The sequence below is a fragment of the Ralstonia sp. TCR112 genome, from assembly GCF_007997035.1.
GTDB lineage: Bacteria > Pseudomonadota > Gammaproteobacteria > Burkholderiales > Burkholderiaceae > Ralstonia > Ralstonia edaphi.
Map to the genome: position 1 here is coordinate 1 of NZ_VOSS01000045.1, position 12876 is coordinate 12876.

The window sequence follows — 12876 nt, forward strand, 5'->3', positions numbered from 1 at the left end:
CCCCGGCAGGGGGTGAAACAAGGGACGCTCCACGAGCATCAAAAAAAGCCCTCAGCCCGACTCTTTAATCCGAAACACCTCAACGCCCACGGATTCGCAATCCGGATACACATCCGGCTTCTCCGTCGACACCCGCGCAGCCAGCACATGCGGATGCTTGAGCATCGCCGTCAGCACGTCATCGCACAGCGTCTCCTGCAAGTGAATATGACCTTGCGCCATACGCCGCGCCACGGTGTCGCGCATGAAGTCGTAATCCACCACTTCATGCAGCTTGTCTTCCGTGGGCGACGAATGCTCCAGCGGCACGTACAGCTCGATGTTGATCAGGACGCGCTGCTCGCCCTTCTTCTCGAATTCATGCACGCCGATGTTGATCTGCACTTCGTAGTTGCGCAGGAACATGCGGCGGCAGTGCGACAGGCGCGGGTGGGATAGCAGGGAAAGCATGGGAGCGTCCGGGGGAGTTGTTTATTCAGTCAGGAACATCACGTCGCGGGCCAGCGGCATCAGATGCTGGCCTCCGTCGACGAACAGCGTGGTGCCGGTGACGGCGCGGGCGGTGGCGAGATAGCACACCGCCTCGGCAATATCTTCCGGCGTGGACGACTGGCCCAGCGGCGTCATCTGGTGCGCGCGTGCAAACCCGCCCTGCGACTGGTCGCCCGACACCATCGTGATGCCCGGCGCCACGCCCACCACACGCAGCGCGGGCGCCAGGGCCTGCGCAAGCTGCATCGTGGCCGTCGACAGCGCTGCTTTCGACAGCGTGTAAGAGAGGAAATCCGGGTTCAGATTGTCGAGCTTCTGGTCGAGCAGGTTAATGACGACGCCGTGGCCCTGGGCGCCATCGGCCGTCAACGCCCGGTGCAGCTCGCGCGACAGCAGCAGCGGCGCGGCCACGTTGGTGCGCATGTGCGTATCGAGCGACGCATAGCTGAAGCTGGTCGCCACGTCGTACTGGAACAAAGACGCGTTGTTGACCAGGCAGGTGGGCGTACCCAGTGCAGCGCTGCAATCGGCAATCAGGCGGCCAGCGGCGGCTTCGTCCGACAGGTCGGCCTGCAGCACGGCGGCGCGGCGGCCCATGGCGATGATCTCGGCGGCCACGGCGTCGGCCTCGGCGCGCGAGCGGTGGCAATGCACGGCCACATCCCAGCCGTGCCGGGCCAGCGCCAGGGCAATGACGCGCCCAACGCGGCGGCCTGCGCCGGTAACGAGGGCGATGCGCCGCTGAGTAGCCGATTCTGCGGTCGATTCCGCAGTGGACTGGTTGGGCGTCTGCGCCATTGTTTACAATTCGCCGATGAGCAAAACCGTGAGTTTACCGCTTCCCAACGAGGCGGCGCAGGCGCAGTCCGCGCACCTGTTCGCCGTGATCGCCGACGCCATTGCGGGCGCAGGCGGCTGGCTTCCGTTCGACCGCTACATGGAACTGGCGCTCTACGCGCCCGGCCTCGGCTATTACAGCGGCGGCGCGGCCAAGTTCGGCCGCCGCGTGGAAGACGGCGGCGACTTCATCACCGCGCCCGAATTGACGCCGTTCTTCGGCCGTACCGTGGCGCACCAGATCGCGCAGGTGCTGCAGGCACTGCCGGAAGGCCAGCGCCACGTGCTGGAATTTGGCGCGGGCACCGGCAAACTGGCCGCCGACATCCTCACCGAATTGGATGCGCTGGGCGCGCGGCCCGACAGCTACGGCATCGTCGAACTCTCCGGCGAGCTTCGCCAGCGCCAACAGGAACGCCTGGCTGCGCTCGGCCCCGAGCTGGGCGCCCTCGCGCGGTGGCATGACACGTTGCCTGCGCCGTTCACCGGCGTGATGGTTGGCAACGAAGTGCTCGATGCGATGCCCGTGTCGCTCTGGGCGCGCCGCGACGGCGTGTGGCACCAGCGCGGCGTGGTGCTCGATGTCGACAACGGCCTGCAATGGAAAGAGCGGCTTGTTGACCCGTCGGAGGTGCCCGCCAAGCTGGCCGCCCTGCCGGGCACGGACGATCTCATCACCGAATCACACGAGGCCGCCGAGGGCTTCATCCGCAGCGCCGGCGCGGCACTTGAGCGCGGCTTGTTGCTGCTGATCGACTACGGTTTCCCGGCTGCGGAGTACTACCACGCGCAGCGCGCCAACGGCACGCTCATGTGCCACTACCGCCAGCACGCGCACGACGATCCGTTCTGGCTGCCAGGCCTGCAGGACATCACCGCGCACGTCGATTTTTCGGGGATCGCCCAGGCGGGGCAGGAAGCCGGGCTGGAACTGCTCGGCTACACGAGCCAGGCGCGCTTCCTGTTGAGCGCCGGCGTGGGTGAGCTGCTGATGACGCTTGATCCGTCCGATCCGATGCAGTTTCTGCCGGCCGCCAATGCCGTGCAGAAGCTGCTGTCGGAAGCGGAAATGGGCGAGCTGTTCAAGGCCATCGCGCTAGGCAAGGGCATCGACGCGGCACTCCCGCTGGCCGGCTTTGCCGATGCCGACCGCTCGAACCGCTTGGGTTAGTCGATCAGGCTGACGCGGCCTTGGCCGCTTTGGCTTCCAAGGCGCGTTCGTTCTGCTCGGCTTCGTAGCGGCCGATCGTGCCGCGCATCCACCACAGCAGCGCCAGGCCAGGGAAGGCAAACACCACGGTCATCAGATAGAACGCCGGCCAGCCGTAGGCTTCAACGAGGTAGCCCGAGGTCGGCCCGACGTACACGCGGCCGATGGAAGCCAGCGCCGACAGCAACGCATACTGCGTCGCCGAGAACGACCGGTTGCACAGCGCCATCAGCAGCGCCACAAAGGCCGCCGTGCCCATGCCACCGCAGATGTTCTCGACGCCGATGGCCACCGCCATCGTCCACAGATGCTGCGGCGTCACGGCCAGCACCCAATAGCCCAGGTTCGACACCGCCTGCAGCACGCCAAAAAGCAGCAGCGCCCGCACCAACCCTAGCCGGACCATCAGCGTGCCGCCATACAGCGCGCCCACGATGGTGGCGGCCAAGCCGAGCGTCTTGTTGACGATGCCGACCTCACCCGCAGAAAAGCCGACGCCGCGGATCAGGAAGGTGGTCGACAGGCTGCCCGCAAACGCGTCGCCCAGTTTGTAGAGCACGATCAGCGCCAGCAGCGCCCAGGCGCCACGGCGCGAGAAAAAGTCCCGCAGCGGGCCGACCACCGCCTCCTGCAGGCTGCGCGGCGGGCGCGCCGACACCTCAGGCTCGGGCGACCACAGCGTCGTGAAGATACCCAGCGCCATCAGGCCGGCCATCAGCAGATACATGTTGCTCCAGCCCATGACGCGATCGGCGAGATACAGCGCCAGGCCGCCCGATACCAGCATCGCCAGCCGGTAGCCGAGCACCTTCACGGCTGCGCCGACGCCGCGCTCGCTCGAATGCAGCACGTCGGTGCTGTAGGCATCGAAGACGATGTCCTGCGACGCCGACAAAAACGCCACCAGCACCGCCAGCCCGGCCAGTGCCCAGAGCGCGGCGTGCGGCGGCGTGAAGGCCATGGCGGCAATCGACGCCACCAGCCCCGCCTGCGTCAGCACCAGCCAGCCGCGACGACGGCCCATGAGGGGCGGCGTGAAGCGGTCCATCAGCGGCGCCCAGAGAAACTTGAAGATGTACGCCTGCCCCACCAGCGAGAACAGCCCGATGGTGCGGATATCCAGCCCTTCCACCGTCATCCACGCCTGCAGCGTGCCCGAGGTGAGCGCCAGCGGCAGGCCGGAGGCAAAGCCCAGCAGCAGCATCGCGCCGATGCGGCGGTTGCGGAAAATATCGAGGTAATCGTGGAAGCTCATGCGGCGGGCCGGAGGCGAATGCGAATGCGGGTTGCCACGTAGCGTGGCGCGGTGCGTTGGCCGATATTATGTCGCACGGATTCGGCCCCTCATCCATATGCCCCGCGCCACACGCTCCCTGCTGACCGCCATCGGCCTCGCGCTGTCTGCGTGGGCCACCGCCATGGACGGCCCGCTGCCCGTGCCCGCCGACGGCGTAAAGCTGGAAGCGCCGACCACCACATCGCCCAACATCCGCCTCGTCATTCCGGCGGAAGAAATCGACAAGCGCGCGCTGGACGAATACCAGGGCATCGTCGACAACGCCGCCCACGAAGGCGCGCTGGCGCCCGACAACGTGCCCGATCTGATCCGCATCCGCGGCATCGTCAGGCGCCTCACGCCGCAGGCGCCGCGCTGGAACCCCGACGCCGCGCGCTGGCAATGGGAGGTCAATCTGATCGGCTCGTCGCAGGTAAATGCCTTTTGCATGCCCGGCGGCAAGATCGCCGTGTTTTCGGGGCTGCTCGAACAGTTCAAGCTGACGGACGACGAACTCGCCATGGCGCTCGGCCACGAGATCGCCCACGCCTTGCGCGAGCACGCCCGCGCCCGCGCCGGCCAGCGCGAGATCACCAACCTGGGTGCCAACGTCATCTCGCAGCTGTTCGGCTTCGGCAACCGTGGCGATACCGACCTGGGCGAAGGCGCCAAGATGCACCTGCTGGCCTTCTCGCGTGCGGAGGAAACCGAGGCCGACCTGGTCGGCATGGACATCGCCTCCCGCGCCGGCTACGACCCGCGCGCCGCGCTCACGCTGTGGCAGAAAATGGGGTCGATCGGCGGGACGGAGCAAAAGCAGTTTCTGTCGACGCACCCCTCGGGGCGCACGCGCATGGCAGTGCTGTCGCGCCATTTGCCCGAAACGCTCACGCTGTTTGCCGACGCCCGACATATGACGATGGCGAAGCTGCCGGAATATCGGTCGAACATGCAATATCTGGGCGCCGCGCCTGTTGATAATGGCGATGAGGCGCCGATGCGGCCGATGGTGCGGCGGCAATAATCGCCAGCGATTTACCGCGCCTCATCCCAAGGTGCCGTCGGATTGCATCGCGATGCGCTTGAAACCCACATCAGCTGCCACTCTTGCCGTCAGCACGCTGTGCTCACCCGAAAATGTCTGCGTTTTGCCGCGCGTTTTGTTTTCGCAATCGTGTTAATGACTGCGTTGGCCACCAGTTAGTGGGGAGTTACCCCGCGCTAAGCAAATCCTAAGAAAACAAATTCGCCCCGCTTGTACGCTGCGCCGGCAGATTTTCTGCGCACAAATCTCCACAAAAATCACAGCGACAGGGATACGTACAAAAATGAAGGCATGGGGCAAGGGATTTACGGGAATTGCACTGGCATGCGCGCTGAGCGCCTGCGGCGGTGGCGGCGATAGCGGCAGCGTTGCTGACCCGAACAGCTTTTCGGTTAGCGCAACCGTAGGCGGAACCAAGGTGCAAACGTTTAGCGCAACCAGCGGCCAAAATGCCACGCTGACGGTCAAGTCCGGGCAAGATCTGCGCCTGGACAGCAGCACCGACGTCAATTGGAAGTCCGGCGATGCGACGAGCAATACCGAGGTCTCGGTCAAGGGTGCCAGCACGCAGAGCTGGACCGCAGGCCTGAAGAGCCCGCCGGGCGGCACGTTCACGGTGACCGTGACGTCGGCCAAGGACGCGACCAAGTCGGCCAAGGTGACGGTCACGGTGACGCCGCATGAGTACAGTGCCGTGGCGCAGCATGTCGGGGCAACGGTAGTCTGGTCAGAAACCAGTACGCGTCTGGACGGTTCGGTTTCGACCCGCATGCGGGCAAATGTTACGACTGCCGTCGCGAACGGTCAGAGCACCGTGGACTCAACCGTAGATGCCGCCGCGACGCCCTCAGAGCGGTACACCTACGACGCGGACAACAACCGCCTGACCCGCACCTATCTCAATATCAATAGCGGCGGCGACAACGCTTGCAGCTATGGGCCTGTGCGAAAAATGCTGAATTTCCCGATGTCAGTCGGCAAATCGTGGCAGACGACGTGGTTCTACAGCTGTGCGGCCGGTTATCACGAATCCGCTGCTCTCACCTCTACGGTAGAAGGTTACGAGTCGCTCACCACGCCCGCCGGCACCTTCAATACGTTGCGCGTTCATTACGTACTCGCGCTAACCAACGCGAACGACTCTGCACTGCCGGGCGGTAGCACTGGTACCGCAGCTTATGGCCAAGACTATCGTTGCTGGTGGCACGTCGATACGGGTCACTTCGTCCGTTGCGATTTCGCGTATTCGTACCCGTCTGGGGCCCCGTCCAATTTCCTGAAGACATTCTCGCAAGTAGCGACATCGGTCCAATAAGATTCACTCCTTGCCTCACCGCTCAACCAGCCCCGCAGCCTTTACCGGCCTCGCGGGGCTTGTTGTTTGTACGGCCGCCCTCGCCCGCCGCGACAACGCCATCCCCGCCACCGTCGCGCCCAGGATCAGCACCGCGCCGCCCGTCTGCATCGGGCTGAACCATTCGCCGAGGACGAGCGCGCCCAAGACCGTCGCCGTCAACGGGCTGAGCAGCGACAGGAACGTCACGTCTGCGCCGAGCACGCCGATGCCACGCACCCACAGCCAGTAGCCCAGCGCCGTGCCGATGGCGATGAGGTACGCAAAGCCCGCCGCGTTACGCGCCGTAAGCGCGGGCGGCAGACCTTCCACGAACAACGCCACCGGCAGCAGGACCAGGCCGCCGAGCGCGAGCTGCCAGGCGGCCACTGCCAACGGCGTCCCGATGCGGCCCCAGCGTTCGATGAGCACCGTGCCGATCGCCATCGAGAACGCCGCGGCCAGCGCAGCCGCCACGCCGATTGCATCGAGCTTGGCCGCGGGGCCGAGAATCAGCAGCCCCACCCCCAACGAGCCGGCCAGCGCCGCGGCCAGTTGCGCCGGACGCGGCTTGCGCGCAAGCAGTGGCCACGCCAGCAGCGCGACCACCAGTGGTTGGGCCGACATGATCGTCGCTGCCACGCCACCCGGCAGGCGCTGCGCCGCCACGAACAGCAGCGCGAAGAACACGCCGATATTCGCCAGCCCCAGAAACAGCAGCGGCAGCAGCTTGCTACGCGGCGGCAGGCCGGGGCCGAGCAGCATCAGCAGCACGCCCGCCGGCAGCGCACGCAGCGCGCCGACCAGCAGCGGATGGCCGACGGGCAGCGTTTGCGTGAAGACGAGATAGGTCGTGCCCCACAGCACCGGCGCCGCAGCGGTGGCCAGCATCAACGTCAGACGGTTGAACGGCATATGAATCTCCATGTCACGTTATTTGATATCGAAATAAATAGGTGGAGCCCCAGGCAGCGTCTGTGCTCTCGGCGCAATGAAGCTTCCTAGGGCGCCGGTGTGGCCTCGCGGCACGCGCGATGACGTGCATTGTCTCCGCAGCGCAAAACCGATACGATTTCTCGGAGCCTCGACATCAAGTAATTCGATGTCGAAATACTAGGACGAGGATTTTTATGGGTCAAGGTGATTCCCTATCCCCGCAAGGGGGACCGATGGACAACATCCTCGCGCAATGGCGGCGCGAGCGCCCGGACATCGACCCGAGCCCGATGGCCGTCTGCGGCGATGTCTGGCGCGCCGCCGAGCGGCTACGCAGCGGCGTGGTCGCCAACGTGGCGGGAGCGGATCTCGACGTGGCGGGTTTTGACGTGCTGCTGACGCTGCGCCGCAACGGCCGCGACCAGGCGCTGTCGCCTTCCGCGCTGGCCAAGGACATGATGCTGTCGACCTCCGCCATGACGAACCGGCTCGACCGGCTGGAAAAGCGCGGCCTGATCGCCCGCAAGACCGATCCGGACGACCGCCGCGGGCTGCAGATCGTGCTGACCGACGAAGGCTTCGCGCTGGTCGACGGACTGGTCGCCTCGCATGTGCAGACGGAAGAGCGGATGCTGGCGGCGTTGAGCCAGGCGGAGCGGGCGATGTTGCGGGAGCTGCTCGGGAAAATCGGCGGCGCAGGCGGGTAAGTGCGACCGACAGCAGGAACGTGCATGCTGATGCGATTCAAAAGCCTGTTCAGTCGACCAGCGTCGGCATCAACATCGGAAGACCTGCTGCGCGACGACATCCTGCAAGACGATTTTTCTCCGAGCGCGGACGCAATCGATGCCCTGGCCGAGTTCCTACGCCTGGTGGCAACCCCGTAAGCAGACGGGTCGCGCAACCGTCCATTCCTCTTTACGATGCCTCCTCATGTACGCGCGTAGCGCGCCAACCTGGAGGAACGTGTGAGCCTGACCATCCTGTGTGTGCTGGTGATCGTGGCAGCGGTGTGCGCAGCACGCGGCCGGCGTCGGGCTGCGCGCGGGCTGGCGGTGTTCTCCGGTGTGCTGGTGATGGCGATCGGCTGCGGGCCGGTGCCGGCGTGGCTGCTCGATTCGCTGGAAAAGCCGTTCGAGAACGAGCCGCACATTCAATGGGGCGCGCGAAACGCCATCGTGCTGCTGGGCGCCGGTACGTTCCGCGTGGGCGATGCCGTGGAGCCTGGGCTGTTCTCGTATCCGCGGCTGGTGGAAGCCGCGCAGTTGTACCAGGCGTGCCGCAAGGCCGACGGCGATTGCAAGATCCTGGTCAGCGGCGGCGATGCCCGTCACCACGGCGAATCGGAAGCCGCGGTCTATGGCCGCGAACTCGTCGCCCTCGGCGTCGACAAGGCCGACGTGCTGACGGAGCCCAAGAGCATGAACACGTGGCAGAACGCGCAATTCTCGCGCGCGGTCCTGGCGCAATACGTGGCCGACCGCACGGTGCTCGTGTCGTCGGCCATCCATCTGCGGCGCAGCCAGCTGTATTTCACGCACTTCGGCATGGCGCCAATTCCCGTGCGCGCCGACGATCTGCAAGCCGCGGCATCGCCCTTGCCGATGGCATACAACTTTGCGCTGACCGATTTCGCGCTGCACGAGTGGATCGGCATCGCCCGCTATCACGTGTACAACGCGCTGGGCTGGAACCCTGCGCGCATCAATCCCGGCGACGCCTGATTCGGCCACGCTGCACCCCACCGTTCGAAGCGGCGCTCTAGTGCTTCCGGAGGGCAGCAAAAATCCGGCGCCCGCCTATACTTTGTGCATCGCAACATCCGGGCATCGCAATGCGCCACCTCGGCCGTATTGAAGCTCACCGCCTCATCACCATTGGCAAGCTTGCTTGCCACCACCCGCCCACCGGGCGCGGCCATCCCTGACGGGAATCGCTGACGATTCCTGCGCCAGCAAGCAGGCCGCTGCGTAACCAGCGCCCGCCCCGCCAGCCACACCTCAGAAGCAAACCAACAAGCAAGGGGAACCCTCATGCCTCAAGTCACGGCAAGCAAGCTGCCGGTCAAACTGCTCGCGCTCGTCTTCGGCGCCGTCGCGGCGCTGGCCATCGGGCGGACTTTCCTGCTGAACTGGCACATCATTCCGCCCGGCTACACGGGCATCAAGATCAACCGGCTGGTCGATCGCGGCATCACGCATGAAAACGTCGTCACCGGGTTCGTGTTCTACAACCCTGTGCAGACGGCGATCATCCAATACCCGACCTACGTGCAGCGCGTGATCTGGACGCAAGACGTGAATGAAGGCCGCGCGCTCAACGAAGAGCTGACGTTCAATACCAAGGACGCCGTGCCCGTCAATGTGGACGTGGCCGTCTCGTACCAGCTCGATCGAGAGAAAGTGCCGGCGTTCTACACCAATTTCCGCGCCGATCGCATCGAGACCTTCACGCACGGCTACCTGCGTGACACCGCGCGCAACGTGATCGTCGCCATCGGCTCGGAATACAACTTCGACGACGTGAATGGCGGCAAGAAGGAAGAGTTCGTCGCGCGGCTGACCAAGGAGCTGGACGCGCGGCTCGCGCCGCTGGGCGTGTCGATCAAACAGTTCGGCATCGTCGGCTCGCTGCGCCCGCCGCGTGCGCTGCTCGATGCGGTGAGCGCCAAGACCAAGGCCATCCAGGACGCCATCCGCACGGAGAACGAAGTGCGCTCCGCCCAGGCCGAGGCCAAGAAGCGCGTGGCGATTGCCGAAGGCGAAGCCGCTGCCAACCGTGCGTTGGCCTCGTCGCTGGATGACCGCCTGCTGGCGTGGGAGCGCCTGAAGCTCGAACGTGCGCCATCGAGAAGTGGAACGGCGTAACGCCGAGTGTGATGGCGGGCGGCAACGGCGGCGGCATGTTGTTCAACATCCCGGCCGGCGCGCAAGCCAAGTAAGCCGCGCCCAAAGAAAAACGCGCCCGAAGGCGCGTTTTTCGTTTCCGCTCAGGCGGCGATCAGCTCGCGAAACCCGGCGCAGCTTCGCGCACGGCGTGCTCGGCGCCGGCTGCGGGAATCGGCGCTTCCACATGCAGGCTCGTCGCCTCGTCCACGCCCAGGTGCACGTTCATGCATTGCACCGCCGCACCGGCCGCGCCCTTGCCCAGGTTGTCCAGACGCGCGGTGACGACCATGCGCTCGTCCGAACCGAACACGAACAGGTCGGCGCGGTTGGTGTCGTTGGCGCCCTGCACATCGAAGAAGCCGTTGTCGAGCGTCGCAACGTTGTCGGCCGGCGCCACGCGGATGAACTGCTCGCCCTGGTAGTAATCGGCCAGCACGCGGGCGATGTCCGTCGGGCTCACCTTGCGCGCCAGGTGCTGCGGGTGCAGGCCGATCGTCACGGCCAGGCCCTTGAGGAAGTTGCCGACCACCGGCGTGAAGATCGGCGCGAGGCTCAGGCGGCTCTGCACGCGCATCTCCGGCAGGTGCTTGTGGGCCAGGGCCAGCGCGTACGGGCGCGGGCTGTCGAGCTTCGGGTTATTGGCGGCCAGGTAGTCGGCGATCATGGCCTTGCCGCCGCCGCTGTAGCCGGTGAGCGAGAACGCCGTGACCGGGTAGTCGGCCGGGACGATGCCTGCATCCACCAGCGGGCGCATCAGCAGCACGAACGCGCTGGCGTGGCAGCCCGGCACGGCGATGCGCTTGGTGTTGCGCAGGCGCTCGCGCTGGCCCTGGGCCAGTTCGGGCAGGCCGTAGACCCAGTCGTCCGACGTGCGGAACGCGGTGCTGGCGTCGATGATGCAGGTGTTCGGGTTGTTGACCAGCGAGACGGCCTCGCGCGAGGCGACGTCCGGCAGGCACAGGAACGCGACATCGGCGGCATTCAGGAATTTGGCGCGCTCGGCTGAATCCTTGCGCTTGTCTTCGGCGATGCGCAGCAGCTCGATATCGTCGCGCTGCGACAGATAATCGAGCAGGCGAAGGCCGGTGGTGCCTTCCTGACCGTCGACGAAAACCTTGAATGCCATGGTGATCTCGCTAAAAAACTGGGGGCCAAAGACAACGCCGGCAAGCGGTGCCGGCGCGTGAGGTTTGCATTGTAGCGGCTGACGAAGACATTTCCGCTGCAGCGCTACGAAGTGATTGCTGTGCCGCTTACCAGTGCGGCTTCGTGTCGTAATCGATCGTCAGCGGAGCGTGATCGCTGAACTTGATGTCCTTGAAGATCGACACGCGTCGCGCCGTGGCGGCAATGCCCGGCGTGGCGATCTGGTAATCGATACGCCACCCGACGTTCTTTGCGTACGCCTGGCCGCGGTTGCTCCACCAGGTGTACTGCTCGGGGCGCTGGTCGAGCGTGCGGAACACATCCACATAGCCGACCTCGTCGAACAGCTTGGTCAGCCACGCGCGCTCTTCGGGCAGGCAGCCGGAGTTCTTCTGGTTGCCCTTCCAGTTCTTGATGTCGATTTCCTTGTGGACGATGTTGACGTCGCCGCACAGCACGACCTCGCGGCCCTTTTCGTGGCGCAGGTCCTTCAGGTGCTCCATGAACAGGTCCATGAAGCGGAACTTGGCCTGCTGGCGCTCTTCGCCGCTGGAGCCCGACGGCACGTAGACCGAGATGATCGACAGCTTGCCGTAGCGGGCCTCGACGTAGCGGCCTTCGGCGTCGAACTCGCCGTTATCGAAGCCGATGATGACCTCGTCGGGCTTGTGGCGCGTGTAGATGCCCGCGCCGCTGTAGCCCTTCTTCACCGCGTGCTGGAACACGCCGTGGTAGCCGTGCGGCGCCAGGAATTCGGGCGTCATGTCGTCTTGCGCGCATTTCAGTTCCTGCACGCAGACGAAATCGGCGTCCTGCTTGCCCATCCATTCAAAAAAGCCTTTGCTGGCAGCGGAGCGAACGCCGTTGAGGTTGGCGGAAATGATGCGTAACATGGCGGGACTTTTTTGCGGACCAGAGAAAAAAGATGAGCCAAAACAGCGAGTTGCGCCAATCCTTCATCCGCTTTGCGGTGGAAGCCGGCGTGCTGTCGTTCGGGGAATTCGTGACCAAGGCGGGGCGGACGTCGCCCTATTTCTTCAACGCCGGCAAGTTCAATGACGGCGCACTGCTGGGCCAAGTCGCGCAATTCTATGCGAAAACCCTGCTGGACTCCGGTGTCGAGTTCGACATGCTGTTCGGGCCGGCCTACAAGGGCATCACCCTGGCATCGGCCACCGCCGTGGCGCTGGCGGGCCTGGGCCGCAATGTGGGCTTTGCGTACAACCGCAAGGAAGCCAAGGACCACGGCGAAGGCGGCAGCCTGGTCGGCGCGAAGCTGCAGGGCCGGGTGGTGATCGTCGATGACGTGATCTCTGCCGGCACCTCGGTGCGCGAGTCGGTGGAGATGATTCGCGCCGCTGGCGCAACGCCGGCTGCCGTGCTGATTCTGATGGATCGGATGGAGCGCAGCGGCAATGCGGTGAATATCGGCGAGCGCTCTGCGGTGCAGGATGTGCAGGCTCAATACGGCATGCCGGTTGTGTCGATTGCCAATCTGGATGATTTGCTGGGGTATCTGGATGGGGCTGGCGACCCGGCGCTGGCTGGGTATCGTGAAAAGGCTGCGGCTTATCGGGATAAGTACGGCGTTAGTGCGATCTGATTCTTTGCTGCGTTAAAAAACCCCGGTGGATGTTGTTCGCTGGGGTTTTGTTTTTTTGGTTCATCCCTTGTTTCACCCCCTGCCGGGGGCGACTCACTTTCTTTGGTCTT

General features: G+C 65.0%; 13 protein-coding genes and 1 pseudogene. 8 read left to right on the forward strand and 6 right to left on the reverse strand.

Translation table 11 applies throughout. The features are described from left to right. Positions 1–51 precede the first annotated feature (51 nt). Complete coding sequence (locus FUT88_RS13780) at positions 52–450, reverse strand: dihydroneopterin aldolase (protein ID WP_024976941.1); 399 nt, start codon at positions 448–450, stop codon at positions 52–54. Positions 451–471: 21 nt separating this feature from the next. Continuing rightward, positions 472–1290: an SDR family oxidoreductase gene (locus FUT88_RS13785; protein ID WP_147215915.1), complete on the reverse strand. Its 819-nt coding sequence runs from the start codon at positions 1288–1290 to the stop codon at positions 472–474. A 16-nt stretch (positions 1291–1306) separates the two neighbouring features. On the opposite strand from FUT88_RS13785, the gene FUT88_RS13790 reads away from it, so the two are divergent. Then, a complete protein-coding gene (locus FUT88_RS13790; RefSeq protein WP_147215917.1) occupies positions 1307–2500 on the forward strand; it encodes a class I SAM-dependent methyltransferase in 1194 nt (397 codons plus the stop codon). Positions 2501–2504: 4 nt separating this feature from the next. On the opposite strand, the gene FUT88_RS13795 is transcribed toward FUT88_RS13790, so the two are convergent. Beyond that, positions 2505–3794: a muropeptide transporter gene (locus tag FUT88_RS13795; RefSeq protein ID WP_147215919.1), complete on the reverse strand. Its 1290-nt coding sequence runs from the start codon at positions 3792–3794 to the stop codon at positions 2505–2507. A 97-nt stretch (positions 3795–3891) separates the two neighbouring features. On the opposite strand from FUT88_RS13795, the gene FUT88_RS13800 reads away from it, so the two are divergent. Beyond that, positions 3892–4839: a M48 family metallopeptidase gene (locus tag FUT88_RS13800; RefSeq protein ID WP_147215921.1), complete on the forward strand. Its 948-nt coding sequence runs from the start codon at positions 3892–3894 to the stop codon at positions 4837–4839. A gap of 304 nt (positions 4840–5143) precedes the next feature. Continuing rightward, positions 5144–6175: a hypothetical protein gene (locus tag FUT88_RS26735; RefSeq protein ID WP_261797155.1), complete on the forward strand. Its 1032-nt coding sequence runs from the start codon at positions 5144–5146 to the stop codon at positions 6173–6175. 15 nt (positions 6176–6190) lie between these two features. Here the strand turns inward: FUT88_RS26735 and FUT88_RS13810 are convergent, their stop codons facing one another. Beyond that, on the reverse strand, positions 6191–7108 hold the full coding sequence (locus tag FUT88_RS13810) for an EamA family transporter (RefSeq protein WP_147215923.1): 918 nt from the start codon (positions 7106–7108) through the stop codon (positions 6191–6193). Between the two features lie 215 nt (positions 7109–7323). Here FUT88_RS13810 and FUT88_RS13815 point away from each other — a divergent pair, with 215 nt between their 5' ends. The 4 genes and pseudogenes from FUT88_RS13815 (at position 7324) to FUT88_RS13825 (ending at position 10070) form a co-directional block, all read left to right on the forward strand. Beyond that, positions 7324–7836 (forward strand): MarR family winged helix-turn-helix transcriptional regulator, encoded by a 513-nt coding sequence (locus FUT88_RS13815; protein ID WP_147215925.1) that lies wholly within the window; start codon positions 7324–7326, stop codon positions 7834–7836. A gap of 24 nt (positions 7837–7860) precedes the next feature. After that, positions 7861–8016: a hypothetical protein gene (locus FUT88_RS26230; RefSeq protein ID WP_186829310.1), complete on the forward strand. Its 156-nt coding sequence runs from the start codon at positions 7861–7863 to the stop codon at positions 8014–8016. Between the two features lie 81 nt (positions 8017–8097). Continuing rightward, the gene (locus FUT88_RS13820; protein ID WP_147215927.1) at positions 8098–8853 is read left to right on the forward strand and encodes a YdcF family protein; all 756 of its coding nucleotides are present in this window, start codon (positions 8098–8100) and stop codon (positions 8851–8853) included. A gap of 309 nt (positions 8854–9162) precedes the next feature. Next, positions 9163–10070: pseudogene (locus tag FUT88_RS13825) on the forward strand (prohibitin family protein). A gap of 59 nt (positions 10071–10129) precedes the next feature. On the opposite strand, the gene argC reads toward FUT88_RS13825, so the two are convergent. Both argC and FUT88_RS13835 read right to left on the reverse strand, forming a co-directional pair. Then, entirely contained in the window at positions 10130–11143 is a 1014-nt protein-coding gene (argC, locus tag FUT88_RS13830; protein ID WP_012760871.1) for an N-acetyl-gamma-glutamyl-phosphate reductase, read from the reverse strand. 127 nt (positions 11144–11270) lie between these two features. Next, the gene (locus FUT88_RS13835; protein WP_096745565.1) at positions 11271–12056 is read right to left on the reverse strand and encodes an exodeoxyribonuclease III; all 786 of its coding nucleotides are present in this window, start codon (positions 12054–12056) and stop codon (positions 11271–11273) included. A gap of 32 nt (positions 12057–12088) precedes the next feature. Between FUT88_RS13835 and pyrE the strand changes: the two genes are divergently transcribed. After that, positions 12089–12766 carry an orotate phosphoribosyltransferase gene (gene pyrE, locus FUT88_RS13840; RefSeq protein ID WP_147215929.1) on the forward strand — a complete coding sequence of 226 codons (678 nt, stop codon included), beginning with the start codon at positions 12089–12091 and terminating at the stop codon, positions 12764–12766. Positions 12767–12876 lie beyond the last annotated feature (110 nt).

Coding starts and splice junctions, on each gene's coding strand:
- FUT88_RS13795 (WP_147215919.1), bottom strand. CDS start 3,794: ATGAGCTTCCACGATTACCTCGATATTTTCCGCAACCGCCGCATCGGC.
- FUT88_RS26735 (WP_261797155.1), top strand. CDS start 5,144: ATGAAGGCATGGGGCAAGGGATTTACGGGAATTGCACTGGCATGCGCG.
- FUT88_RS13785 (WP_147215915.1), bottom strand. CDS start 1,290: ATGGCGCAGACGCCCAACCAGTCCACTGCGGAATCGACCGCAGAATCG.
- FUT88_RS26230 (WP_186829310.1), top strand. CDS start 7,861: ATGCTGATGCGATTCAAAAGCCTGTTCAGTCGACCAGCGTCGGCATCA.
- FUT88_RS13790 (WP_147215917.1), top strand. CDS start 1,307: ATGAGCAAAACCGTGAGTTTACCGCTTCCCAACGAGGCGGCGCAGGCG.
- FUT88_RS13835 (WP_096745565.1), bottom strand. CDS start 12,056: ATGTTACGCATCATTTCCGCCAACCTCAACGGCGTTCGCTCCGCTGCC.
- FUT88_RS13800 (WP_147215921.1), top strand. CDS start 3,892: ATGCCCCGCGCCACACGCTCCCTGCTGACCGCCATCGGCCTCGCGCTG.
- argC (WP_012760871.1), bottom strand. CDS start 11,143: ATGGCATTCAAGGTTTTCGTCGACGGTCAGGAAGGCACCACCGGCCTT.
- FUT88_RS13810 (WP_147215923.1), bottom strand. CDS start 7,108: ATGCCGTTCAACCGTCTGACGTTGATGCTGGCCACCGCTGCGGCGCCG.
- pyrE (WP_147215929.1), top strand. CDS start 12,089: ATGAGCCAAAACAGCGAGTTGCGCCAATCCTTCATCCGCTTTGCGGTG.
- FUT88_RS13780 (WP_024976941.1), bottom strand. CDS start 450: ATGCTTTCCCTGCTATCCCACCCGCGCCTGTCGCACTGCCGCCGCATG.
- FUT88_RS13815 (WP_147215925.1), top strand. CDS start 7,324: ATGGGTCAAGGTGATTCCCTATCCCCGCAAGGGGGACCGATGGACAAC.